This window comes from Paractinoplanes hotanensis (assembly GCF_023717965.1).
GTDB classification, from domain to species: Bacteria; Actinomycetota; Actinomycetes; order Mycobacteriales; family Micromonosporaceae; genus Actinoplanes; species Actinoplanes polyasparticus.
Window position 1 is genome coordinate 41,582 of sequence record NZ_JAMQOL010000078.1, and the last position, 23,550, is coordinate 65,131.

21 protein-coding genes and 1 pseudogene are annotated in these 23,550 nt (G+C 71.4%); 15 read left to right on the top strand and 7 right to left on the bottom strand.

Annotated features, from left to right (window positions below):
• Positions 1–951 carry an EamA family transporter gene (locus LXN57_RS44030; RefSeq protein ID WP_251804272.1) on the bottom strand — a complete coding sequence of 317 codons (951 nt, stop codon included), beginning with the start codon at positions 949–951 and terminating at the stop codon, positions 1–3.
• A gap of 102 nt (positions 952–1,053) precedes the next feature.
• Between LXN57_RS44030 and LXN57_RS44035 the strand changes: the two genes are divergently transcribed.
• Positions 1,054–1,605: a CGNR zinc finger domain-containing protein gene (locus LXN57_RS44035; protein ID WP_251804273.1), complete on the top strand. Its 552-nt coding sequence runs from the start codon at positions 1,054–1,056 to the stop codon at positions 1,603–1,605.
• A 193-nt stretch (positions 1,606–1,798) separates the two neighbouring features.
• Positions 1,799–2,041: pseudogene (locus LXN57_RS44040) on the top strand (helix-turn-helix domain-containing protein); the annotation flags it as partial.
• A 229-nt stretch (positions 2,042–2,270) separates the two neighbouring features.
• Here LXN57_RS44040 and LXN57_RS44045 read toward each other — a convergent pair.
• Genes LXN57_RS44045 through LXN57_RS44055 form a run of 3 tightly spaced genes read right to left on the bottom strand, consistent with a single transcriptional unit; the run spans position 2,271 to position 4,718 of the window.
• Positions 2,271–3,080, bottom strand: coding sequence for an SAM-dependent methyltransferase (locus LXN57_RS44045; protein ID WP_438872983.1), 810 nt, complete (start codon positions 3,078–3,080; stop codon positions 2,271–2,273).
• Positions 3,049–3,753, bottom strand: a complete 705-nt coding sequence (locus tag LXN57_RS44050; protein ID WP_285904750.1) for a response regulator transcription factor — start codon at positions 3,751–3,753, stop codon at positions 3,049–3,051. The genes LXN57_RS44045 and LXN57_RS44050 overlap by 32 nt, the downstream gene beginning before the upstream one ends.
• Positions 3,750–4,718, bottom strand: a complete 969-nt coding sequence (locus tag LXN57_RS44055; RefSeq protein ID WP_251804275.1) for a sensor histidine kinase — start codon at positions 4,716–4,718, stop codon at positions 3,750–3,752. Before LXN57_RS44055 ends, LXN57_RS44050 begins: the two co-directional genes overlap by 4 nt.
• A gap of 98 nt (positions 4,719–4,816) precedes the next feature.
• Here LXN57_RS44055 and LXN57_RS44060 point away from each other — a divergent pair, with 98 nt between their 5' ends.
• From LXN57_RS44060 to LXN57_RS44085, 6 genes are all read left to right on the top strand, one after another.
• Positions 4,817–5,500, top strand: coding sequence for an ABC transporter ATP-binding protein (locus tag LXN57_RS44060; protein ID WP_251804276.1), 684 nt, complete (start codon positions 4,817–4,819; stop codon positions 5,498–5,500).
• Entirely contained in the window at positions 5,497–6,228 is a 732-nt protein-coding gene (locus LXN57_RS44065) for a hypothetical protein (RefSeq protein WP_251804277.1), read from the top strand. The genes LXN57_RS44060 and LXN57_RS44065 overlap by 4 nt, the downstream gene beginning before the upstream one ends.
• A complete protein-coding gene (locus LXN57_RS44070; protein WP_251804278.1) occupies positions 6,225–6,887 on the top strand; it encodes a hypothetical protein in 663 nt (220 codons plus the stop codon). The genes LXN57_RS44065 and LXN57_RS44070 overlap by 4 nt, the downstream gene beginning before the upstream one ends.
• Positions 6,888–6,997: 110 nt before the next feature.
• Positions 6,998–8,206 carry an FAD-binding oxidoreductase gene (locus LXN57_RS44075; RefSeq protein WP_251804279.1) on the top strand — a complete coding sequence of 403 codons (1,209 nt, stop codon included), beginning with the start codon at positions 6,998–7,000 and terminating at the stop codon, positions 8,204–8,206.
• Positions 8,207–8,364: 158 nt separating this feature from the next.
• The gene (locus tag LXN57_RS44080; RefSeq protein ID WP_251804280.1) at positions 8,365–10,221 is read left to right on the top strand and encodes a bifunctional sugar phosphate isomerase/epimerase/4-hydroxyphenylpyruvate dioxygenase family protein; all 1,857 of its coding nucleotides are present in this window, start codon (positions 8,365–8,367) and stop codon (positions 10,219–10,221) included.
• A gap of 12 nt (positions 10,222–10,233) precedes the next feature.
• Entirely contained in the window at positions 10,234–10,509 is a 276-nt protein-coding gene (locus LXN57_RS44085) for a hypothetical protein (RefSeq protein ID WP_221374631.1), read from the top strand.
• Between the two features lie 110 nt (positions 10,510–10,619).
• On the opposite strand, the gene LXN57_RS44090 is transcribed toward LXN57_RS44085, so the two are convergent.
• The gene (locus LXN57_RS44090) at positions 10,620–11,795 is read right to left on the bottom strand and encodes a CPBP family intramembrane glutamic endopeptidase (protein WP_251804281.1); all 1,176 of its coding nucleotides are present in this window, start codon (positions 11,793–11,795) and stop codon (positions 10,620–10,622) included.
• Between the two features lie 91 nt (positions 11,796–11,886).
• Here LXN57_RS44090 and LXN57_RS44095 point away from each other — a divergent pair, with 91 nt between their 5' ends.
• Together LXN57_RS44095 and LXN57_RS44100 are read left to right on the top strand one after the other, a co-directional pair.
• Positions 11,887–13,860 (top strand): sensor histidine kinase, encoded by a 1,974-nt coding sequence (locus LXN57_RS44095; RefSeq protein WP_251804282.1) that lies wholly within the window; start codon positions 11,887–11,889, stop codon positions 13,858–13,860.
• Between the two features lie 20 nt (positions 13,861–13,880).
• A complete protein-coding gene (locus LXN57_RS44100) occupies positions 13,881–14,504 on the top strand; it encodes a response regulator (protein WP_251804291.1) in 624 nt (207 codons plus the stop codon).
• Positions 14,505–14,591: 87 nt separating this feature from the next.
• On the opposite strand, the gene LXN57_RS44105 is transcribed toward LXN57_RS44100, so the two are convergent.
• Entirely contained in the window at positions 14,592–14,978 is a 387-nt protein-coding gene (locus LXN57_RS44105; RefSeq protein ID WP_251804283.1) for an HPF/RaiA family ribosome-associated protein, read from the bottom strand.
• Positions 14,979–15,303: 325 nt separating this feature from the next.
• Between LXN57_RS44105 and LXN57_RS44110 the strand changes: the two genes are divergently transcribed.
• Positions 15,304–16,272, top strand: coding sequence for a pectate lyase family protein (locus LXN57_RS44110; protein WP_251804284.1), 969 nt, complete (start codon positions 15,304–15,306; stop codon positions 16,270–16,272).
• A gap of 47 nt (positions 16,273–16,319) precedes the next feature.
• Here LXN57_RS44110 and LXN57_RS44115 read toward each other — a convergent pair whose 3' ends face one another.
• Positions 16,320–17,918 carry a methyl-accepting chemotaxis protein gene (locus LXN57_RS44115; RefSeq protein WP_251804285.1) on the bottom strand — a complete coding sequence of 533 codons (1,599 nt, stop codon included), beginning with the start codon at positions 17,916–17,918 and terminating at the stop codon, positions 16,320–16,322.
• A 121-nt stretch (positions 17,919–18,039) separates the two neighbouring features.
• On the opposite strand from LXN57_RS44115, the gene LXN57_RS44120 reads away from it, so the two are divergent.
• The 4 genes from LXN57_RS44120 to LXN57_RS44135 all read left to right on the top strand — a co-directional run bounded on the left by LXN57_RS44120 (position 18,040) and on the right by LXN57_RS44135 (position 21,899).
• Positions 18,040–19,065 carry an efflux RND transporter periplasmic adaptor subunit gene (locus LXN57_RS44120; RefSeq protein WP_251804286.1) on the top strand — a complete coding sequence of 342 codons (1,026 nt, stop codon included), beginning with the start codon at positions 18,040–18,042 and terminating at the stop codon, positions 19,063–19,065.
• On the top strand, positions 19,062–19,754 hold the full coding sequence (locus LXN57_RS44125) for an ABC transporter ATP-binding protein (protein WP_251804287.1): 693 nt from the start codon (positions 19,062–19,064) through the stop codon (positions 19,752–19,754). Before LXN57_RS44120 ends, LXN57_RS44125 begins: the two co-directional genes overlap by 4 nt.
• A complete protein-coding gene (locus LXN57_RS44130) occupies positions 19,751–21,025 on the top strand; it encodes an ABC transporter permease (RefSeq protein ID WP_251804288.1) in 1,275 nt (424 codons plus the stop codon). The genes LXN57_RS44125 and LXN57_RS44130 overlap by 4 nt, the downstream gene beginning before the upstream one ends.
• A 103-nt stretch (positions 21,026–21,128) precedes the next feature.
• On the top strand, positions 21,129–21,899 hold the full coding sequence (locus tag LXN57_RS44135; RefSeq protein ID WP_251804289.1) for an SAM-dependent methyltransferase: 771 nt from the start codon (positions 21,129–21,131) through the stop codon (positions 21,897–21,899).
• The last annotated feature ends 1,651 nt before the right edge of the window (positions 21,900–23,550 follow it).

A 23,550-nucleotide genomic window follows, 5' to 3' on the forward strand; every position in this document is an offset into this window, starting at 1 on the left:
TCAGCCGGCGACCGGGATCACCTCGGGTTGCGGCTCCAGGGCGGCAGTCGTCTCGGTGGACTCGGACGGGATCGAGGCGATGCCGGCCAGGATGAGGGCGCCGCCCAGGATCTGCAGCAGGGTCAGGGACTCGCCCAGCACCAGCCAGGCGAAGATCGAGGCGAAGACGACCTCGAGCAGGCCCAGGAACGACGCCAGGCGGGAGCCCAGGCGGGCCGATCCGGCGATCCCCGTGGCGTACGCGATGGCCGTGCCCGCGATGGCCACGACAGCCAGCGGAACCCACCAGGGTGCGGAGCCGCCGAGCAGCGCCACGTCGCCGCCGACCGTCTCCAGCGGCAGGGCGCCGGTCAGGCCGATCAGGCCCAGCGCCAGGCCGCCGAGCAGCAGACCGGCCCCGGCCAGCGCCACCGGTGGCAAGCCGTCGGCGGGGCGGGCGGCGACCACGAAGTACACGGCACAGCCGACGGCGGCGGCGAAGGCGAGGGCCAGGCCCAGCGGGTCGACCGCTTGCAACGCGCCCGGGCCGATGACCAGCACCAGTCCGCCGATGGCGAGCACCGAACCGAGCAGGACCGCCGGCCGGGGCATCCGCCGGGTTGTCGCCCAGGCCCAGAGCACCAGCAGCAGCGGGGCCAGGTATTCGATGAGCAGGGCGGTCGAGACGGGGATGCGGGAGATCGCGGCGAAGTAGGCGAGCTGGGTGAACGCGACGGCGATCAGGCCCATGCCGAGGACGCGCCAGCGTGCGCGCCACAGGGCCGGCCAGCGGCCGCGCAGCGCGAACAGGACGATGGGCAGGAGGACGACGCTGCCGGCGAGGGCGCGTACGGTGACGGCGGCGGCCGGGGACCAGCCGGCCTCGAGAAGCGGCTTGATGAACGCGCCGGACGTGCCGAACGACACTGCGGACAGAACCATCGCAGCCACGCCGAGGTGCTGGGGCTTCACTTCCGCCTCCGATCACGCGTTGCTGGCATGGGCCGAGCGATGCTGTCATGAGCTAAATTGCGTATACCCCTGACGCTAGGCTCGACTCAGTGAGGAGTCAAATTGCTTTTTGCCCCTGACACGGAGGAATCGCTCAACTTCGTGGTGGCGCTGGCCAACACGACACCGGGCAGCTCCCGGAGCGGCGAGGACGAGCTGGCCACCGTCGAGCAGCTCGCCACGCTGCTGACCCGGTTCACGTACACGGGCCGCATCGACCATGACGAGGCCGAGCTGGACGAGGTGCGCGAGACCCGTACGCTGCTCCGGTCGGTCTGGGGTCTGGACCGCGACGACGCGGTCGAGGTCGTCAACCGCATGCTGCGCGACGCCAAGGCCCTGCCGTTTCTCACCCGGCACGACGGGCTCGACTGGCACATGCACGCCACCTCGCCCGACGCGCCGCTGGCCGAGCGGATCCGGGCCGAGGTCGCGCTGGCGTTCACCGACGTGATCCGCATGAACGAGATGAGCCGCCTGCGCATCTGCGGAGCCGACGACTGCGACGGCCTGGTGCTCGACCTGTCCCGCAACGGCTCGAAACGCTTCTGCACCGTCCGCTGCGGCAACCGGATGAACATGATCGCCTTCCGCGAACGCAAAGCCGGCGCCTGACCCGTCCACGCCTACCGCCACGGCACGCCCGCGCTCTGAGCCGACGTCGCGGCACGCGGTTCCAGGTCGGCGTCGCGGCACGCGCGCTTCGGGTCGGCGTCGGTGGACTGCAGGCGCGTTTCGGGTCGGCGTCGGTGGGCGGCACGCGCGTTTCGGGTCGGCGTCGGTGGGCGGCAGGCGCTAGGGTCGGCTCATGATGCTGCGGGAGCTCATCGGCCGGGTGTTGCGGCGCACGCGATTGGCGCAGCGCCGCACGTTGCGCGAGGTGGCCGACGCCGTCGGCATGTCGATCGGCCATCTCTCCGAGGTCGAGCGCGGCCGCAAGGAACCGTCGTCCGAGATGCTCGCGGCCATCTGCCGGGCGCTCGGCATCTCGATGACCGACCTGCTGGCCGCCGTCCTCCGCGACCTCCAGCCGCGCATGCACCGCTTCGAGGTCGCCGCGCAGCAGCACCCCGCCGCCGGCCGAGTGCGTGCCCGGCGCATCGACTTCGAACTCGCCGCCTGAGGTTCCCGCGCCCCCACGCCGACAAGCGCGGCAAAGCCGGCGCCCGGCCCCGCTGCGACTTGCGGGCGACCCTGGCGTAGCCGTCGCTCCCACTACGGCCTGGGCGCAGTCGCCAACCTCATTACGGCCCGCGCGCGACCTCGGCGCAGCACCACTACTACGGCTTGCGCGCGACCCCGGCGTAGCCGTCGACGGTCACCTTGTCGTCGGTGGCCGGGCGCCACTCGGGGATCGGGACGATGCCGGGCTCGACCAGCTCCAGGCCGTCGAAGAACGAGGTGAAGTCGGCAACTTCCCGCAGGTGGTAGGGCACGGCGCCGCTCTCGTTGTACTGCCGGTGCGACTCGATGACCCGCTCGCTGGTGGCCGTGCCGTCCGACATCGTGAGGTAGCTGCCGGGCGGCAGCTCCGCGACCAGCCCCCGCACGATGGCCCGCGCCTCGGCCGGGTCTTGGACGTGCCCCATCACGCCGAGCAGCATGAGCGCGACCGGCTGCGAGAAGTCGAGCGTCCGCTTCGCTTCCTCGATGACGCCCGCCGCGTCCTTCAAGTTCTTGTCGATGTACGTCGTGACGCCCTCGGCCGTGCTCGTCAGCAGCGCCCGGGCATGGCTGAGGACGAGCGGGTCGTTGTCCACATAGACGATCTTGGCGTCGGGCGCGACACGCTGCGCGACCTCATGGGTGTTGTCGACCGTCGGCAGACCGGTGCCGACGTCGAGAAACTGGCGGATGCCCCGCTCGGCCGCGAGGAATGTGACCGCGCGGCCCAGGAACGCCCGGGTCTGCCGGGCCGCGTCGACGATCTCGGGGAACACGGCCTTGACCTGCTCACCGACCGCGCGGTCGGGCCCGAAATTATCCTTGCCGCCCAGCCAGTAGTTCCAGACGCGGGCGGAGTGCGGCAACTCGACGTTCAGCTTCGTCGACAGATCGTCAGTCACGGCTGCAGTGTCCCGAACGGACAGTCCGCTCCGCAACCCGCGGAACCACGAGTCCCGAGTCGTACGCGGTGATCACCAGCTGGGCCCGATCGCGCGCCCGCAGCTTGGCCAGCAGGTGGGTCAGATGGGTCTTGACGGTCTTCACGGAGATCATCAGCGTGGTCGCTATCTCGTCGTTCGACTGCCCCCGCCCGACCAGCGTGAGCACGTCGACCTCGCGGCCGGTGAGGCCGCCCAGCGACGTGCGGCGCGGCGACGGGTTCGGCGCGGACGTGAAGTGGTGGACCAGCCGGGTAAGGATGGACGGCGCGAACAGCGACTCGCCGCGGTGGGTGCGGCGGACGGCCTCGAGCAGGTCTTCCGGCCGGGCGTCCTTGAGCAGGAAGCCGGACGCGCCGGCGCGCAGGGCCTCGTGCACGTACTCGTCGAGCTCGAACATGCTCAGCACGAGCACGCGCGCCCGGTCGAGCGCGGGGTCGGCACAGATGCGGCGGGTCGCTTCGAGGCCGTCGACCCGGGGCATCCGCACATCCATGAGGATCACATCGGGCCGGGTGGCCCGCGCCTCCCGCTGCGCCTCGACGCCGTCACCGGCCTGCCCGACGACCTCGAGATCCGGTTCCTTGTCGATGATCATCGCGAGGCTGCGGCGGAGCAGCGGCTGATCGTCGACGAGCAGGACGCGGACGGCGGTCACGGGGCGACCGCCTCGTCCGGAATGCGGGCGGTGAGCTGAAAACCGCCGCCATTCTCGCGGGCGGCCAGCGTGCCGCCCAGCGCGGTGATCCGCTCGTGCAGGCCCAGCAGCCCGTGCCCGGCGCCCGGCGCGTGCGACCAGCCCGGAGCGGGCCCGTTGTCGGCCACCGAGACCACCAGCACCTCAAGGTCGCGACGGACGACGACACGGACATCGGTGGGGCCGGCATGCCGGGCCGTGTTGCTCAGGGCTTCGCGCACGGTCTGGCAGATGGCCAGCTGCACGCCGGGTGACACCTCGCCGAGTTCGGTCACTGTCAGTTCGGGGCGGACACCGGCGTTCCGAGCCGCTCGGACAATCGCCGGCAACACGCTGAGGTCGTCGACCGGGGCCCGCGGGGCCACCGCGAACTGCCGCACCTCCCAGCCGGGCCGCCGCGCCTCCCGCTCGGACTGCGGCACGGCCCGGCCGTTCTGCGGCATCTTCCGGTCGGACGGCGGCATGTCGTGGCCGGGCTGCGGTGCGCTGGACTCGCGCAGAACCGTGAGCATGCGCCGCAGTTCGGCGGTGGCGCCGCGGCTCGCCTGTTCGATGTCGGTGAGGGCGTCGGCGACCTCGGGCGGCTTGTCGAGGTGACGGGTCGAGGCCGCGCGCACGGTGATCAGCCCGAGCCCGTGCGACACGATGTCGTGCAGGTCGCGGGCAATCTTGAGGCGTTCCGACTGGACGGCCTCGGCGGCGGCCCACTCGGTGAGCCGCTGCTCGTAGGCCCGGCGGTCGGCCCGCCACCGCAGCACGGCCCAGACCGCGGCGGTCACCGCCCCGGCCACGAACAGCGCCGGGATGACGGTCGCCGACCGGCCCTCGACGCCGCCGGTCACCATCGCCACGGCCGTGACCACGCCGACCGTCACCAGCACCGGGATGGCCCGGGATCGCCTTTCGGGACGACGGTTCGCGCTCATGCCGCCGACTGTAGTTCTCAGACCCTGGTCCGAGAGGCCGCCAAAGTTCTGACCGTGGTCCGACGACATCGCCGGCGCCCTCCCGTTGACTTTCCCGCATGATTTCCATCGACCGGGTGAGCCGCCCCGGCATCCTGCACGAGGTGTCCTTCGAGGCCCGCCCCGGCCGCGTCACCGGCTTCCTCGGCCCCAACGGCGCCGGCAAGACGTCGACCGTGCGCATCCTGCTCGGGCTCGACCGGCCCGCGACGGGCACGGCGACGATCAATTCCCAGCCGTACGCGTCCTTGCCGCGCCCTCTGACGGTCGTCGGCGCGCTACTCGACGGCAGCGGCGCTCATCGCGCCCGCACGGCGCGGGCCCATCTGCGCTGGCTGGCCGCGAGCAACGCGCTGCCGCGAGCAAGGGTCGACGAGGTGCTCGAAGCGGTCGGCCTCACCGCGGCGGCCGGCAAACGGGCCGGCCGGTTCTCCCTCGGCATGAGCCGCCGTCTCGGCCTGGCCGCGGCCCTGCTCGGCGACCCGCCGGTGCTGGTGCTCGACGAGCCGTTCAACGGCCTCGACCCGGCGGGAATCCAGTGGATGCGCGCGCTTTTGAGCCGATGCGCCGCCGAGGGACGCACGGTGCTGCTCTCCAGTCATCTGCTCGACTTCCCGGTCGACGACGTGGTCGTGATCGATCACGGCCGGGTGGTCGCCCGCGGCACGCCGGCCGAGGTCCGGGGCGACCACGACTCGCTGGAAGACGCGTTCCTCTCCCTGACGGGCGCAGCCACGTGGTGAGGGCAGAGTTGTCCAAGCTGCTCGGCCTGCCGACTGCCTGGGTCGGCCTGGCGCTGGGGCTGGTCGCCGCGCCCGCGCTGGTCTTCGTCAACACCCCCGGTCTGCGCCGGGCGCTCGAGTCCGAGCGGATCGCCGACCTGGGCTACGAGAACCTCGGCATCGGCCTGCTCGGCGCGCTGATCCTCGGCGTGGTGGCAGTGAGCAGCGAATACACGTCCACCGGGGACGACTCGCCCGGCGCCCACCAGATGACGGCGACGCTCCTGGCCATGCCCCGGCGCTCCCGCCTGCTGGTCGCCAAGGGCGTGGCCCTGTCCCTCGTCGTGGCGGTCCAGGGCACGCTGACCGCCTCCGCCACCATGGTGCTGACTCAGGTCATGCTGCCCGACTACGCGCCGCCGTTCGCGCCGGCCCGCATAGCAGCGGCCGTCCTCTACTGGACCCTGCTGGGCCTCCTGGCCTTCGCGACAACCCTGATCTTCCGAAACGGCATCATCACACTGACCGTCTTCATCGTGAACAGCTCGGTGGTCTCGGTCTCCTACCTGTTGACCAAGCTGACTCCCTGGGCGGCCTACCTGCCCGACATCGTCGGCGCTCACATGTTCCTCCGCAGCATGCCCGGTGAGACCCACATCCCGCCGGTGACCGCCGGCCTGGTGATGACGGCCTGGGTGGCTGCTTTCCTGGTCGCCGCCGGCTTTTTCTTCACCCGGCGGTCCGCATGACCGTCGCATCGTCGCCCAGCTCCTCCGCCGGCCCCACCCGCGCCCATCCGCCCGCCCGCTTCGCAGCCATGGCCGGGCTGGGAAACGCCGTCCACGCCGAGTTGCGCAAGCTCGGGACGCTGCCGTCGCTGCGGTGGGCCGCCGGGCTCACCTGGGCCGCCACGGTGGTGCTGGCGCTGGCGGCCCATCGGGCGGCGCCGGGGACGGATCCGATCCGGACGGCGCTGCGGTGGACGCAGGCCGGGTTCCTGGTCTTCGGCGTCCTGGCCGCGACGCACGAGTACGAGTCGGGTGGTCAGATCAGGGCGACGTTGCTCGCTGTCCCCCGGCGCTTCGGCCTCGCCGCCGCCAAGGCCATCGCGCTCGTGGCTGTCGTCGCCGTCCTCGCCGCCCCAGCCGGGACGCCGTATCTGGTCAGCGTGGCTCTCGCCGGCGCCGGGCTGGGTGGGATTCTGCGCAACGCGGTGGCCGCCGTCGCGGCCGGGCTGATCCTCTATCTCATCCTCTGCCCGGTGATGCTGGGTCGTTTCCCCTCGAGCGCGGCGTGGCTGCCCGACACCGCGCTGCTCGAGCTGGGGCGCGGGGCGGCTGCTGCCGTCCTCTGGCCGGTGGCGCTGCTTGTCGCAGCCGCCGTGAGTCTCCGACGGCGGAACGCATGAGGTACGACGTTCGCCCTCCACAAACGCGCCTGACTCCCCCTTCGACCTGCCCCCGGCAGTTCGGGGACAGCGCGGCGATGAGTTTCGGTCGCCGGCCCGGTCCAAACGGCATGACGACGACCTTCCGCCCCGGCGAGCCGGGCTACGACGAGTTCCGCCGGCCACTCAACCCCGCGCTCGACCCGCGACCCGCGGTCGTGGTGCGCGGCCACAGCACGGCCGACGTTCAGGCGGCCGTCCGTCTCGCCCGCGAACAGCGGCTGCCCTTCGCTGTCCAGGCCACCGGCCACGGCACGCACGTCGCCCACGACGGGGCGCTGCTGCTCAACACCGGCGCGATGACCTCCGTCCTCGTCGACCCGGACCGCCGCGTCGCGCGCGTCGCACCCGGCGCCCGCTGGCGAGACGTCCTGAAGGCGGCAGCGCCGTTCGGCCTGGCCCCGCTCTCCGGCTCGTCGCCGGACGTCGGCGTCACCGGCTACACCCTGGGCGGCGGCCTGGGCTGGCTGGCCCGGGCGTACGGCCTGGCCGCCGACAGCGTGCTCCGCGCGCAGGTGGTCACGGCCGACGGAGTCCTGCGCACGGCCACCCCCGACCTCCTGTGGGCGCTGCGCGGCGGCGGCGGCTCGTTCGGCGTGGTCACCGCGCTCGAGTTCCGCCTGCACCCCGTATCGACCGTCTACGCCGGCGCCGTCACCTTCGACCGCACCCGGGCGGCCGACGTGCTGACCTTCTATCGCCACTGGATCGACAGCATCCCGGACGAACTGAGCACCGCCGTCGTGCTGACCCGCGACAACACCCTGACCATCAAGTCCCTGTACGCCGGCGACCCCACCGAAGGCCGCCGCCTGCTCGCCCCGCTGCTGGCCCAGGCCGGTCCGGTCCGCTCCGGCACGATGAGCGCCCTCCCCTACGCCGAGGCGGCCATGGGCGGCACCTCCGCCCGCACCTTCGACCAGGTCTCCACACTGGACGACAGCCTGATCGCCGCCCTGATCACCGAACCCGACACCACCGTCGAGATCCGCCACTGGGCCGGCCGCACAAGCCAGGACACCGGCCCCGCCGCCCACCGCGCCCACCCGCTCTCCGTGATCCTCGACCGCGTCCCCACCCCCATGACAGCCGCGGCCCTGGCCGCGTCCGGGCACGGCACCAGCTTCCTGAACTTCCTCGCCGACCCGACCCGCACGGCCACCGCCTTCACCCCGGCGAACTGGGCCACCCTGCGCCGGATCAAGGCCACCTACGACCCCACCAACTTCTTCACCACCGGCCACGCCATCCCCCCGGCAACCCTCGCCGCGACGGCCTGACCGTCCATCCGCCTCGACAAGATGCAGTCGCGGCCGGGCGGTGCCGTGCGCCACCACGGGTAAACCGTCCTAGGATCCTTGCCTGGTCGCCGTCTGGGCTTGCCGGCCCGCCTCGCCGTTCCTAGTGTGAACGTACTGGTTCGTACAAAGGAGGTCCGATGCGGACGAGTATTGCCACCGTCTGCCTCTCCGGGACGCTCGAGGATCGCCTGGACGCCGCGGCCGGCGCCGGGTTCGATGGTGTCGAGATCTTCGAGAACGACCTCGTCGCCTCGGTCAGCTCACCCGAGGCGATCCGGCAGCGGGTGGCCGATCTCGGGCTCAGGATCGACCTCTACCAGCCGTTCCGCGATGCCGAGGGCGCTCCGCCGGAGCGGTTCGCCACCGTCGAGCGGCGGTTCCGGGCCAAGCTCGACCTGATGGCGCGGCTCGGGGCCGACACCGTTCTCATCTGCTCGTCCGTCGCGCCCGACACCGTCGACGACGACGCGCTCGCAGCGGCCCAGCTGCGACGGCTGGCCGAGATGGCGGACGAGCGCGGCATGCGGATCGCCTACGAGGCGCTGGCCTGGGGGCGGTTCGTCTCGACGTGGGAGCACTCGTGGGAGATCGTGCGGCACGCGGAGCACCCCGCGCTCGGCCTCTGCCTGGACAGCTTCCACGTTCTCTCGCGTACCGACGCGTACGGGAAGATCGCCGGCCTGCCCGGCGACCGCATCTTCTTCCTGCAGCTGGCCGACGCGCCCCGCCTCGACATGGACGTGCTGCAGTGGAGCCGCCACCACCGCCTCTTCCCGCTGCAGGGCCGGCTCGATCTCGCCGGCTTCACCCAGTCGGTGCTCGACGCCGGGTACCGCGGCCCGCTGTCGCTGGAGGTCTTCAACGACGTCTTCCGCCAGGCCGACCCCCATCGCACGGCCGTCGACGCCCGCCGCTCCCTGATCGCCCTGGCCGGCACCCTCACGCGTCCAGCCGGACCGAGCGAAACTCGTCCAGCCGGATCACGCGAAACCCGTCCAGCCGGACCATGCGAAACGCTCACCCCGGCGCCCGCCCTCGACGGCATCGCGTTCGTGGAGCTCGGCGTCGACGCGGAGACCGGACCCGAGCTCGACAACCTGCTACGGGCGCTGGGTTTCGCGCACACCGGGCAGCACCGGTCCAAGGCTGTCCAGCTGTGGGAGCAGGGCTCCGCCCGGATCCTGCTCAACTCGGGAGCGCCTCGCCCGGCCGAGGGCGAAGCCGCGATCCGCGCGTTCGCGCTCGAGAGCACCGACCCGGCCGCCTCGGCAAGGCGAGCCGCCGAGCTGCTCGCCGAGCCCCTCCCCCGCCGCCGGCGACAGAGCGAGGCGGACCTGACTGCCGTGTCCGCGCCGGACGGCACCGAGATCTTCTTCTGCCGGGGCGACTACTGGCTGGACGACTTCCTGCCGACGGGCGAGACCCGTACGCGGGAAACCGGAATCACCGCCATCGACCACCTCTCGCTGGCCCAGCCGTTCGACCGCTACGACGAAGCGGCCCTGTTCTACCGCAGCGTCCTCGGCCTGACCGATGACGAGGCGGGCGAGTTCGCGGCCCCGTTCGGCCTGGTCCGCACGCTGGCCGTCCGCAACGCCAACCGCCGGGTCCGCCTGGCGCTCAGTGTGCCGCTGCTGCGCCGCGGCGACTGGGCCCCCGCCGTCCCCCACCCGCAGAGCCTCACCCTGCTCACCGACGACCTGGCCCGCACCGCCGCCGCCCTCGAGACCGTGCCCATCCCGGGCAACTACTACGACGACCTCGACGCTCGCACGGACCTGCCACCCGAACTGCGCGACACCGTACGCAAGCTCGGCGCCCTCTACGACTCCGACGAGCACGGCCAGTACCTCCAGCTCTTCACGCCGGTCCTCGGCCACCGGGTGTTCATCGAGATCGTCCAGCGGATCGGCGGCTACCGCGGCTACGGCTTCGCCAACGATCCGGTGCGGATGGCCGCCCATCGAGCCCAGCGCCTCGTATCACGCGCGTAGTACGCTGGGGTGGTGCCGTACGAATGGGAGGACTGGGCGCTGGCCGCCCTGCTCGGCATCGAGCCCTACGAGGTCTGGCAGGCGCTCGATGCCCGCCGGCGCTGGCCCCGGCGGGCCGTGAGCGCCACCGGCGTCCCGGTCCTCACCGTGTGGAGCCGCACGGTGGCCGGTCGACCGCTGATCGTCGCGGTCTACCAGACCACCGGCTTCACCTGGAAGGTCATCGGCGCGCGGGAGATGGCGGACGACGAGCTGAAAGAGTTCAGCCGGTGGGAGGAGACCCGATGAGTCACGACGACGCGACACCGCAGACCCCCGAACAGCTCATCTCGTTCATGAACGGGCTCTCGTTCGAGCCCCCGCCCGCCCCGCAGGACGAGCGGGCCCTGCTCGACTCGCTACCGCCCGCCGGGTCGACCGTCATGGTCGTCCGCTCGCTCCGCCTGCCGGTCGAGCTCGAGCAGGCTGTGGCGGCCGCCGCCAAGGCGGCCGAGGTCCCCAAGACCACCTGGATCCGGCAGGCGATCGAAATGGCCCTGGCCGTCCAGGCCGAGGACGACCAGCCCATCTCCCGCGCCGAGGCTCTGCGCGCCCTGACCATGCTGCGCCCCGCCCGCCACGTCGCCTGAGGCGAACGGCGCCCCGCCCACTACGTCGTCCGAGGCGGGCTGCCCCCCGCCCGCCACGTCGCCTGAGGTGACCAGGCGCTGCCGCTTGGCCAGCGCCAGCACCACCACGGCGTAGGCGGGCAGCACCACCAGGTCGACCGCGAACATCTGCCACGGCATGTCAGCCGCCGTCTCGGTCACGGTCAGCCGGTTGTACGCCGCCGCCACCCCGGCCGCCAGCAGGTTGTTCACGACGTGCAGGGCGATCGCCGCCTCCAGCCCGCCGGTACGCACGGTCAGCCAGCCGGTCACCGCGCCGAAGACGAACAGATCGGCGAACCCCCACGGTGTCCCCCATCCGTGCGCGGCCGCGAAGACCAGCGCCTGGAACACGATCGGCGCCCACGGCCGGCGGCACCACACCCCGGCCGCCTGCAGCAGCCAGCCCCGGGTCAGATACTCCTCCGCGGCGGCCTGCGGCGGTACCACGAGCAGCAACAGCACCATCGACAGAGCGAACGGACCCCACCCGGCCAGGTCGTCGGCCAGGCCGGTGTCCTCGACGCCGGTCACCGTCGACAAGCCCAGACCACCGGCCAGCAGCACCGCGACGGCGACCAGCGCGACCGGCAGCAACGTGAGCAGGAACCGCCACCGCAGCCGTCCGGTGACCGACGACAGCGTGCCCGCCGGGCGCCGCTGGATCCACCGGGCCGCCAGCAGGGTCAGCGGCAACAGCACCGCGATGGACAGGAAGCCGAGGGCCAGGTCGGCGCGGTCGCCGAAGCTGGGCATCCCGTCCGCGTTGTTCGGCTGTCCGGCCAGCAGAGCCACTGCGGTGACCGCAAGGTACGAGAAGAGGGCGACGATCGCGCCGCCGGCCAGGATGAACAGGGTGCCCAGCACGGGCCGCCACCAGCGGTGGGCGGGGGTGCGGGCGAGGCGGTGGTACTGCACGGAAGGCATGGGAGAAGTCTGTCGATCCGCGTCCCCCGGCGAATCCGGCCTGGGCCGGAATCCGACCCCTGCCCCAGGGCATAGATAGGGTGTCCGCATCATGGGTCGCTGGAAGAGTTGGGTGCTGCCCGCGCTGCTCGTGGGGGCGCAGCTGGCGTACTGGCCCGTGCCGGTGCTCGGCCGGGCCGACCCGACCCGGCTGGCCGCGGCGGTCGCGGTCGTCGCGGTCGTCGGCGGTGGTCTCGTGCTGCGGCGACGCCGGCCGGTCGTGGCGGTCGCGATCGTGTCGGGTGGGCTGGCCCTGGGCACCTGGGCCACCCCGCAGCAGGAATACTTCTTTCCCGGCGACGCGCTGCTCGTGCTCTCGATCGCCGAGTCCGTCGCCCTGTTCCACGTGGCCCTGCGCTGTTCGCGCCGCGCGACCACGCTGGTCGTCGCCGGCCTTCTCGTCCTGCAGGCCGCGCTGGTGTTCGACGACGAGCCGCTCGACCTGCTCGTCTCCGTCGCGTTCTATGCGCTGGTGGCCGCGGGTGGGCGGGTGCGGCGGCGCTGGCTCGACGACCGGGACGCGGCCGCCCACCGGCTGGAGCAGGCCGAGCAGGCCCGGCGGGACGCGGCGGCGGCCGAGCAGCGGCGCCTCGCCCGCGAGCTGCACGACGTCAGCGCCCACCACCTGACGTCCATCGTCGTGAACGCCTCGGCCGCCCAGTTCATCGGCAAGCCCGAGCTGCGGGCCGAGGCGCTCGACTTCGCCGCGCGCACCGGCCGCGAGACCCTGGCCGCCCTGCATCAGCTGGTCGACGTGCTGCCCCGGGCGCAGGAGCCCACGAATCTGGCCGATCTGGCCGACGACTTCCGCCAGCTCGGCCAGATCGTGCACGTCGAGGTCACCGGCGACCCGCCGCCCGAGCAGGCGGAAGCCCTGCACGGCATCGCGCGCGAAGCGCTGACCAACACGCTGCGATACGCGCCCGGGGCGACGGTGCGGGTTTCCCGGACGTACGACCGCACGGGCGCCACCCTGACCGTCGAGGACGACGGGGCCACGGCGCCGGTCGAGGGCTTGGGCAGCGGGCGCGGGCTCACCGGCATGCGCGAGCGGGCGGCGGCCTTCGGCGGCACGGTCACGGCCGGTCCCCGTACGGAGGGAGGCTGGTCGGTCCGAGCCGTGCTCCCGGCCGTGGCCGCGCCCGTGCGCCTCCGGGTCTGGCTGCGTAGTCAGGTCGTACTGGACGCGGGGTTGGCCCTTCTGACGTTGCTGCTGCCTCTCTCCGGGGTGGCCCTCATGATCGAGGAGGGCAGCGTGCCGCCCGCGGCGGCCACACTGCTGCTGCTGGCGGTGCTCGCACACGCCGCTCCGTTGCTGTGGCGGCGGAAGCGCCCGTGGACCACGACGATCGCGGTGGCGCTGACCGCGTGGCTCGGGCCCCTGCTGATGGCCGTGGGCCTGGCGCCGCCCGAGGAGGCCTGGCTCTTCGTCTTCAACTTCGGGGCGGACATCGCGGCGGCGTACGCGGTGGCGGCCTACGCGACCCGGCCCAAGCTCACCTGGATCGGCCTGGTCGCCCTCGTGTTCTCGTCCGCGCTCAGCTTCGCCGTCCTGCTCGCCCTCTCGGACGGCGCCGGCGGTGAGGCGTACGGCGGCACGCCCCCGCCCCTGACCCCGGCCGAGACGGTCACCCTGGTTCTGTTCACCGCGGTTTGCGCCTGGTTCACCCTGGCCGTGCCGTTCGGCGCGGGCTGGCTGGCCGGATGGGACGCCCGCCGCCGCCGGCAACGCCGCCTGCGGAACGAGGAGGGCGCGGTGGCCGTCGTGTCGGCCGACGCCGAGCAGCGGGCACGCGACGAGCGGGCACGGGTTGCCGCCGGCCTGCAGACGTCGGTGCTGTCCGCGGCCGGCCGCGTCACCCAGGCGGCCGAGCGCGACGATCTGGACGGCGTGCTCGATGCCGCCCGCGCTGCCCTGGCCGCGATGCGAGGCCTGCTCGACAACCTGCGCCCGGCTCAGCAGATCCCGGCACAGCAGATCCCGGAACAGCGGACCCCGGAGGTGCCGTCATCGGAATCCGTGTGATCGTCGTCGACGACCAGGCGATGGTGCGCGCCGGCCTGTGCGCGATCGTCGGCTCGCAGGACGACCTGACCGTTGTCGGTGAGGCCGCCGACGGCCTGTCCGCGCTCGACCTGGTGGCCCGCGAGCGCCCCGACGTGGTGCTGATGGACGTGCGCATGCCCGGCATGGACGGGCTCACCGCGACCGCGCGGCTCACCGCGGGCGAGCAGCCGCCGCGGGTGATCGTGCTGACGACCTTCCACCAGGACGCGTACGTCTTCCAGGCCCTGCGGGCCGGCGCGTCGGGGTTCCTGCTGAAGGACGCCGACCCGGCCTCGCTGGTGGCGGCGATCCGCACCGTCGCGGCGGGCGAGGCGATGCTCAGCCCCTCCGTGACGAGGCGCCTGATCGACGCCTTCGCCACCGGCGCGGTCACCGCGGCCCGCGACGACGACCCGCGGCTGGCCGGGCTCACGCCGCGCGAACGGGACGTGCTGACCCAGATCGCCACGGGCCGCTCGAACGCCGAGATCGGGGAGGTGCTGGGCATCACCGCGGGCACGGTCAAGGCCCACGTGAACGCCCTGCTCCCCAAGCTGGGCGCCCGCGACCGGGTGCAGGCGACCATCGTCGCCTACGACCTCGGCCTGGCCCGCCCCCGCTGAACACGGCACAGCCCGGGCCGTGACCGGCCCGGGCTGTGCGCTGACCGAACTAGCTGCGCGCACCGGACTGACTGTGCGCTCAACGAACTACTCGACGAGTTCCGGTTCCTCGCCGGGTTCCGCGTGCTCGCGCAGGTGCCGGTTGTTGCGCGGCTCCTGTTTGGTCTTGGCGTCGTTCAACTTGCGGCGCAGGTCGTCGCGCACGTCGTTGAGCGCCGCGTGCAGATCCTCCTCGCTCGAGGTGGTGACGATCTTCTGCCGGCCGGCGATCCAGCATTCCAGCGTGACCTTCTGACCGCGGGCCTCGCGGTCCTTGACCGAGACCTCCAGTTCGGTCGAGTCGGCGTGGAAGCCGGCTAGGCGCGCGTCGAGCGTGGCGAACTGCTCGGCGATCCAGTTGAGGTCGCCCTGCGAAAAACCAGCGCCGACACGCAGGCTGTTGCCCACTGTCGCGGGGTCTGTCACCGCACTCATCACATCTCCTCGAATTGGTGGAAACTGACCTTGATCTTCTTCCCCGCACGGGGCCTTCCCCAAACGACCCGCTCGGGTGGATCGGGCCGGCGCCCATCCGGAGGACATCGTCGAAGGGGATTTCCGACCCTCCCCCGCTGACCACGCCGTTTAGGAATGTTGGTTGAACCTTATGTCAGACGATTTCCTTCGTGCATTGACACTTATAAATGTACTGCCCTATGGTCGGCCCGGGTAAGCGCTTACCTGGAATGATCGGCCGGCATCGCGTGCCTCCACCGACGCGCGGCGCCGGCCTCACCCCACCAGGTACGGAGGAAAGTCCATGTCCACATCCACCCGCCCCCGCCGACGGCGCACGAGCCTGTTCACGGCCGGTGTCCTGCTGGTCGGCGGCCTGGTCGGCATCGGCCAGGCCGAGGCGTCGGCCGCCGAGAGCAGCCCGGTCGGCTACGCCGCGCTGAACGGCGGCACGCCCGGCGGCTCGGCCGGCACCGTCGTCACGGTCACCTCGGCGTCCGCGCTGAAGTCCGCTCTCAGCGCCGGCGCCTCGCAGACCGTACGGGTCTCGGGCCTCATCGCGATCTCCGGCATGTACAACGTGGCCTCGAACAAGACGGTGATCGGCGTCGGCTCCGGCTCCGGCATCACCGGCGGGGGCCTCAACCTGTCCGGCGTCCGCAATGTGATCATCCGCAATATGGTGTTCCGCAACGCGAGCGACGACTCGATCAACGTGCAGACCAACACCACCAACGTCTGGATCGACCACAACGATCTGGCCAGCGGCTACGACGGCCTGATCGACGTCAAACGCGGCTCCGACTTCATCACCGTGTCGTGGAACCGGCTGCACAACCACGACAAGTCGATGCTGCTCGGCCACAGCGACGACAACGGCTCGCAGGACATCGGCAAGCTGCGCGTGACCTATGTGCACAACTGGTTCGAGGGCACCGGCCAGCGTCACCCGCGCGTGCGCTTCGCCAACCCGGTGCACGTCCTCAACAACTACTACAGCAACATCGGGTCGTACGGGGTGGCGTCCACCGAGAACGCGGGCGTCTTCGTCGAGCGCAACTACTTCGAGAACGTGAAGAGCCCGACGGTCACCCAGACCGGCGATTCCGACCCGGGCAACATCAAGGTGCTCAACAACTACAAGGTGAACTCGGGCGCCGAGCAGGTGCGCAACGGCGCGTCCGTCGCGGCGATCCCCTACTCGTACACCCCCGAGGCCAACAACACGGTCAAGGCGACCGTCACCGCCGGCGCGGGGACAGGCAAGATCTAGCCCGTACGGTTTCCCGCCCGCACGTGGGAGGGCGGGAAATGCAGCTGTCAGTAGCGGAACTTCGACACCAGCGCGTTCAGGTCGCCCGACATCGACGCCAGTTCGGCCGTCGCCTGCCGCGACTGCGCGATGCCCTCACTCGTACGGCGGGCCGCGTCAGCCACCCCGGCGATGTTCCCCGAGATCTGCCCGGTGCCCGCGGCCGCCTCCCCCACGCTGCGGTTCATCTCCGCCGTCGTGGCGGTCTGCTCCTCGACGGCCGAGGCGATCGTGGTCTGGAAGTCGCTGATCCGCGCGATCACGCGGCTGATCTCCTCGATCGCGGTCACCGCACCCGTCGTGTCGGCCTGGATCGCCTCGACCCGGCTCGAGATGTCCTCGGTGGCTCGGCCGGTCTCCTGAGCCAGGTCCTTCACCTCGGACGCCACCACCGCGAAACCCTTGCCCGCCTCGCCGGCCCGGGCGGCCTCGATCGTGGCGTTCAGGGCGAGCAGGTTGGTCTGCTCGGCGATCGACGTGATCACCTTGATGACGTCGCCGATCTCGGCCGACGACTCGCCCAGCTTGGTCATCGTGGCCGACGTGCCCGCGGCCAGCCCGACGGCCTCGCTCGCGACCTGGGCCGCCTCCGCCGCGTTCTGCGAGATCTCCCGGATGGCCGCGCCCATCTCGTCGCTGCCGGACGAGACGGCGGCAACGCTGAGTGAGACCTGCTCGGCGGCGGCCGACACGGTCTGCGCCCGCTCCGAAGAGGCGTCGGCCGACACGGCGATCCCGGTGGTGACGTCCGACATGCGCTCCGAGGCGCCGCGCAGCGCGACTGCCGAGCTGTCGATGGTCATCACCGTGTCGCGCAGCCGGGTCACCGCCACGTCCAAGGCCTGGCCCATGCGCCCCGGTTCGTCGCGGGAGGCCAGTCCGGCCGTACGGGTGAGGTCGCCCTCGGCCAGGCCCTCGCACACGGTTCGGACGATGGACATCGAGCGCACGATCTGACGGGCCACCACAGCGCCGAGTGCGAGCGCGACGAGCGCGCCGGCGATCAGCAGCACGAGCGACACCGTACGGCTCGACTCGTACCCGTCCCGCGCCGCGCCCGCATTGGCCTTGGCGTCGGCGTTCTCGGCCGCGCGCATGCCGAGCAGATCCGCCTCGACCTCCGCCATGAGCGGCGCCAGTTCGGCGTCCCGCACCGACTGCCAGGTCTCCAGGTCGTTGCGGGCTCCGGCCGGGAACAGGCGGTCCCGCACTATTTGCTCGAAGTTGACGAAGTCGTCGGCCAGCTCGTCGACCGCGGCGTCGTCGACCACCGGGTTGGTGGTGCGGTAGGCCGCCAATGCATCCTGCAGTGCCGCCAGGTCGGTCGCGAAGGCCTGCCGGTACTTCTCCTTGAGCGCCGCCGTCGCCGAGAGCATGACGTTCGCGGCATTCATCCGGGCGGCGGCCAGCGACGTCCGCACATTGCCCAGTTCGTTGACCCCGGCCACATTGCTGACGTAGATCTTCTCGGCCGCATCGCTCGACCGGCCCAGCGCGCTCAGACCGACCGCGCCGACCACGACAGCGACCAGAATAGCGACGCAGACCGCGCCGAGGATCTTCGTGCGTACGCCCAGATCCGCGAGCACGCGGAGCCATCTGCCCATCACCACAAGGTATTTCGCGTTCGTTCCCGGCGCTGGGACATCGATGCTTGCGCTCCCCTTGTAACCTCTGCCCGGCCGGGTCTCGCCATAGAGATCCATCGGTCGGACATAAGGGGTACTGGTGGACACACGCAGAGTGACCGGAGCGGGAATGGCGATCCTGGTCGCCGTGGTCCTCGGCGGGTGCGACTCGGGCGACGAGAGCGTCCCGACCCCCGGCCTCGAAGCGCGGGGCACGGTGCTCACCACCGTCAAGCCGAAGCGGCAGAATCTGAGCAACCAGATCAGCCTGAGCGGCTCGGTCACCATCAACCCCGTCTTCGGCATCGTCGCCCCGGCCGACGGCGAACTGCGCTGGCTCGACAAGAAGCCGTCCACCACGGCCGCCGTCCGGCCCAGGTGGGTGGCCACGGTCTGGGACGACAACGGCGACCCGCGCAAGGTGATGATCCCGAAGGACTCGATCCTGGCCGGGCGGCTCATGGACGACCGCACCGACGTCACCACCGGCATGCCCATCGTCTCGGCCCGGCACTCCGGGTACGGCATCGTGGCCGAGATCGACAGCGCGCAGGCCTACCGGGTGTCGGGCGCCGTCACCGACGTCCGCGCCCAGATCAAGAACGGCCCCGGCCCGTTCTCCTGCACCGCGCTCGGCACCATCGCGGCGCTGCCGGCCGGAACCATCCCCGAGCCCCCGCCGCCGGTCGCCACCACCCCGGCGCCCGGCGCGTCGGATGCTCCCCCGGTGGCGACCGTGCCCGATCCGGAACAGGTGGACCAGGGCGGCAGCGACGGTTCCGAGGCGACCGGCATGCGGCTGGTCTGCATCCCACCGGCCAGTGTGAAGCTGATCAACGGCGCCTCGGTGACGCTCCAGGTGGTCACGGCCAAGGCGTCCAAGGTGCTGGTGCTGCCGGTCGAAGCCGTCGCGGGCACGCAGGGCAAGGGCAAGGTCGACATCGTCGGGGCCAACCAGCAGCGCCGGACCGTCGACGTCGCGCTCGGGCTGACCGACGGCAAGGTCGTGCAGATCAAGTCCGGCCTCAAGGGCGACGAGACCATCGCCGTGCCCGGTCCCGACCTGCCGGCCGCGGCGCCCGGCGCCGACGGCAGCGACCCGAACGGCAAGGGCCCCAACGGATGAGCATGCTGATCGAACTGGCCGGCGTCACCAAGGTCCTCAAGGGCCAGGAACAGCCGCGGACGATCCTCGACGGCGTCCACCTCACCGTCGAGGCCGGCCAGAGCGTGGCGATCGTCGGGCGGTCCGGCTCGGGCAAGAGCACCCTGCTCAGCGTCATCGGGCTGTTCGACCGGGCCGACTCGGGCAGCTACCGGCTCGAGGGGCAGGAGATCGGGCGCGTGCCGGAAAGACGGGCGGCCCGGCTCCGCAGCTCCCACTTCGGGTTCGTGTTCCAGAGGTTCTTCCTGCTCAAACACCTCACGGCCGCCCAGAACGTGGCGATGGCGCTGGTCAACGGCCAGGGCTGGCTGCCGCGCCGGCAGCGACGCACGAGGGTCATGGAAGCGCTCGAAGAGGTGGGCATCGCGCACCTGGCCAAGAACCGGCCGACGAAGATGTCCGGTGGCGAGCAACAGCGGGTGGCGATCGCCCGGGCCCTCGTCCGCGACCCGAAGATCCTGCTGGCCGACGAGCCGACCGGGGCGCTCGACACCGAGACGGGCGCCCTCGTCATCGACGCCCTGCTGGCGGCGACCCGGCGCGGCTGCGGGCTGATCCTGGTCACCCACGACCGTGACCACGCGGCGCGGATGGGGCGCACCCACGACCTGGTCGACGGCGTGCTGAACGAGCGGGTGGCCGTGCGATGAGACGATTCTCGGGCCGGTTCCGGTCCTCCCTGATCATCGGCCTCCAGGGCATCCGGGCCCGCAAGCTCCGGACGCTGCTGTCGATGATCAGCCTCTTCCTCGGCGTGCTCGCGGTCGTGGTGGTGCAGGCCGGCGCCAGCATCGCGGAAAGGGCGCTGCTGGCCGACCTCGAACTGACGGCCGGGTACGACGGCACGCGCATCATGGAGATGGCGCCCCAGCAGGCGGCGGCCGACACGGTCACCACCACCGTCCGCGGGCGCGCCGACGCGGTGGCGATGCTCGCCGTCAGCGGCATCATCGGCGAACCCGGCGTGACGCCGGTCAACCCGGGCGGCTCCCCGATCGACGAGGACTGGGGCCCGCCGATGAACTGCGACGAGAACGGCTGCGTGCCGATCGGCGGCCCCAAGGGCGAGGCCGTAGAGGTCCGGCTGACCGCGCTCACCGGCGACGTGCGCCAGTTCCGCCCGTTCCGCCAGGTCTCGGGCCAGTGGCTCAACTTCACGACGGTGCCGGCGATGGCGCCCAAGCTGGTCCTCAACCGCGAGGCGGCCAAGGCCTTCGACCGCCACCGAGTGCCCGCCGAGATGCGCGTGGGCGGCGCCACCAACAACGTCACCCCCCAGTTCACCGGCGTGGTAGACGACGGCGACGGTCAACCCAGGGCCTACGTACGACTGGACGAGCTCACCACCTGGCTGCCCACCTCCCGCCTGGCCGACCCCAACACCAACAGCGAGCTGCGCCTGATGATGGCGGCCGGCTCGCCGGTCGAGCAGGTCGTGGTCAGCAAGCTCAAGGGCCAGGGCAACGAGCCGTACGTCTACACGGTCGAAACCCGCAAGGAGCAGCAGAAGACCCTGACGCTGATGCAGCTGGTCTTCTTCGCCATGGCCGGCCTGGTGCTGCTGATCGGCGTGGCCGGAATCCTCAACGTCGGCCTGGCCACGGTGGGCGAGCGGGTGGAGGAGTTCGCCCTGCGCCGAGCGGTCGGAACGCCCCGCTTCCTGCTGGCCGGCATAGTCCTGGTCGAAACCCTGCTCACCGGACTGCTCACAGCAGCCGCCGCGATCGGCGTCAGCGTAGCCGGGCTGCGCGTGGTCTCCATGCTGGTAGGCGACTCCCAGCCGATCCTGCAGGACGTGCAGTTCCCCTGGGAGGCGGGCGTCGCCGGCATCATCGCCGGCCTGGTCGCCGGCATCCTGGGCGGGTTCATCCCCGCCCTGCGAGCCGCCCGCATCCCGATCGCCACGGTGATGCGCGCCTGATTCCCCTCGCGGCTCGCTTTCTCTTGGAGAGCTGCTCCGGGGCGCGCGGGCCGGTTCAATTTTGCGGCTGCCGCGCTGACTTTGTCCTAACTAGACTCCGGGAATGACCCAGCTCGACACCGGCATCCCCCACTCCGCCCGAGTCTGGAACTACTGGCTCGGCGGCACCGACAACTTCGCCGCCGATCGCGCGGCCGGAGACGAATTCGCCCAGCTCTACCCGGACATCGTGGTCGTGGCACGCAGTTCCCGCGCCTTCCTCAAGCGCGCCGTCACCCACCTGGCCGCCGACGCCGGCGTGCGGCAATTCCTCGACGTCGGCACCGGCATCCCCTCGGCCGAGCACACCCACCAGATCGCCCGGGCCGCAGCCCCCCACGCCCAGGTGGTCTACGTAGACAACGATCCGCTGGTGCTGGCCCACGCCCACGAGGTACTCAACGGCGAAGCCGTCTACCTGGACGCCGACCTGCGCGAGCCCGGCTCCATCATCGCGTCGGCCGGCCTTGATCTGACCCGCCCGGTCGCGCTGATCCTGACCAACATCCTCGGTCACATCGCCGACCTCGACGAGGCCGTCTCCGTGGTGCAAGGCCTGATGGCGCCCTTGCCATCCGGCAGCTACCTGGTCACCGCCGACGGCACAAACGTCATCGACGGCCCCGCCTTCGAGGCCGCCATCGGCGTCTGGAACGCGAACGCACCCCTCGCCTACCATCTGCGCCACCCGGACGCCCTCGCCCGCTTCCTGGACGGCCTCGAGCTACTACCGCCCGGCCTGGTCCCGTGCGCGACCTGGCGCCCAGCGGCGGACGCCTCACCGGCCGACCTGCGCGCCACCGACGAGTACGCCGCCGTAGCCCGCAAACCGTGATGCCGGCTGGAGTTCGGGCGGCACAGTGTCGAACCACTGAGCCGGGTGCCGCGGGTGGTGCGGCCGGCGTGACGTTTCTGTCGGTTGTGGTGCCGGCGTTCCGGCCCGGCCCACGAGGACCTCGATCTGGGCACCCACCTGCGGGCCGCGCGGATTGCGGTGTTCGGTGGTTGGGCGGCTGGCCAGGCCGGGGGCGTCGTGGCTGGCGTGGTTGCCGCCGGTTGCGGCGTTGGGTGGTTGGGCGGCTGGCCAGGCCTGGGACGTCGTGGCTGGCGTGGTTGCCGCCAGTCGAGGAGGGAAATGGCACGCCTCCGTAATTCAGATCTCAGCAGCCGTTCCTCAGGCGCAATTTACAATCGCCGCAGGATTGATCTGTGTCTGATTATACGTAGCGATAAACCGCCGCTTCACGGCTAGCGCGCGTGCCAACATATAAGTATGAATTGGCCCTCGGTGAGTGCGAAGACGGCTGCCGCTACCCTATACTTCTTCCTGGCAAACGTGCAGCTCAGGACTTGTCCATCGGCCTCACTGAGGCTTACGCCGAGTCTACCTCGAGGCAGAAATAGATGCTGCGCCCCGCTGATCGGCGAAGACAATGTGGCATGATCGACTACCGATGAGTCCGGGCTTTTGTCGGCCGCATCTGAGAGAATATATGGCATGCGGCAGTTACAGTTGTTCAACACGGCGGAACTGGCAAAAATGCGCGACCGCACCAAGGCCCGAAACTGGTCTCCCGCGGGCGACGAGTTCCGCCGAGAGCACGAGCGTCACCGCGCCTGGGGCCTTCAGCAACGCCACGCCGCCAAAGCCGCCTACCTCCGCCGTGCACGCCGCGCCGCCGAGAACGCCGAGCCGCGCGACCTTCCCGCCTCATCGCCCACCATGGCCGGGCCGCCGGAAATCCCGCAGCCGCAGCCACCAGCTGACAAGCTCGCCCCGCCGCCCGAGGCCATCGACAACGCGGCAACGACGACTGCCAGTCCTCCTCCGGCGCAAGTGACTCCCGCCGAACTGCCGTCTCGTCGCACTCAGCGAAACCGCCCGACGGCAAGACGACCGCAGCACCCGCACGCCCAACAACCAGCCGCCCCACCTGCAGACCCGCAACAGGCGGCAGTGAGGGCAGCGGCGCCACTCCAGGCGCGGCGATCAGCCCGACCGCAACCGACGGCAGCGACGCCCCTGGCAGGCAGACCGCCCAGCCACCAAAGACCGCAGCCGGCCGCACCCACCCCAACCACGCGCCCCTCGCCTGGCGAGCCGGCTGGCCAAATCGAACCCCGCAACTGGCGGCAGCGACGGCGACCACGACGCCGGCGGCCTGGCGAACTGCCCGGCCACCGAAAACCGCAGCTGGCCGCACCAACGCAGCTTCGGCGCCGCTCGCCTGGCCAGCCGCCCGGCCACAACGACACCGCAACTGGCGCCACCCGCCCCGACCACGGCGCCGCTCGCCTAATTAGTCAGCCGCCCGGCCACAGACCGACCGCAACTGGCGGCAGCGAGAGTGACCACGACGCCGGCGGCCTGGCGAGCCGCCCAGCCACCGAAGACCCCATCTGGCGGCACCTAGTAGTGCTTCGTCATGATTTGTTAGCCGTCGCGTGGGTAGTACTCGGGGAAGACGGTGTCGCAGGTCGGGCAG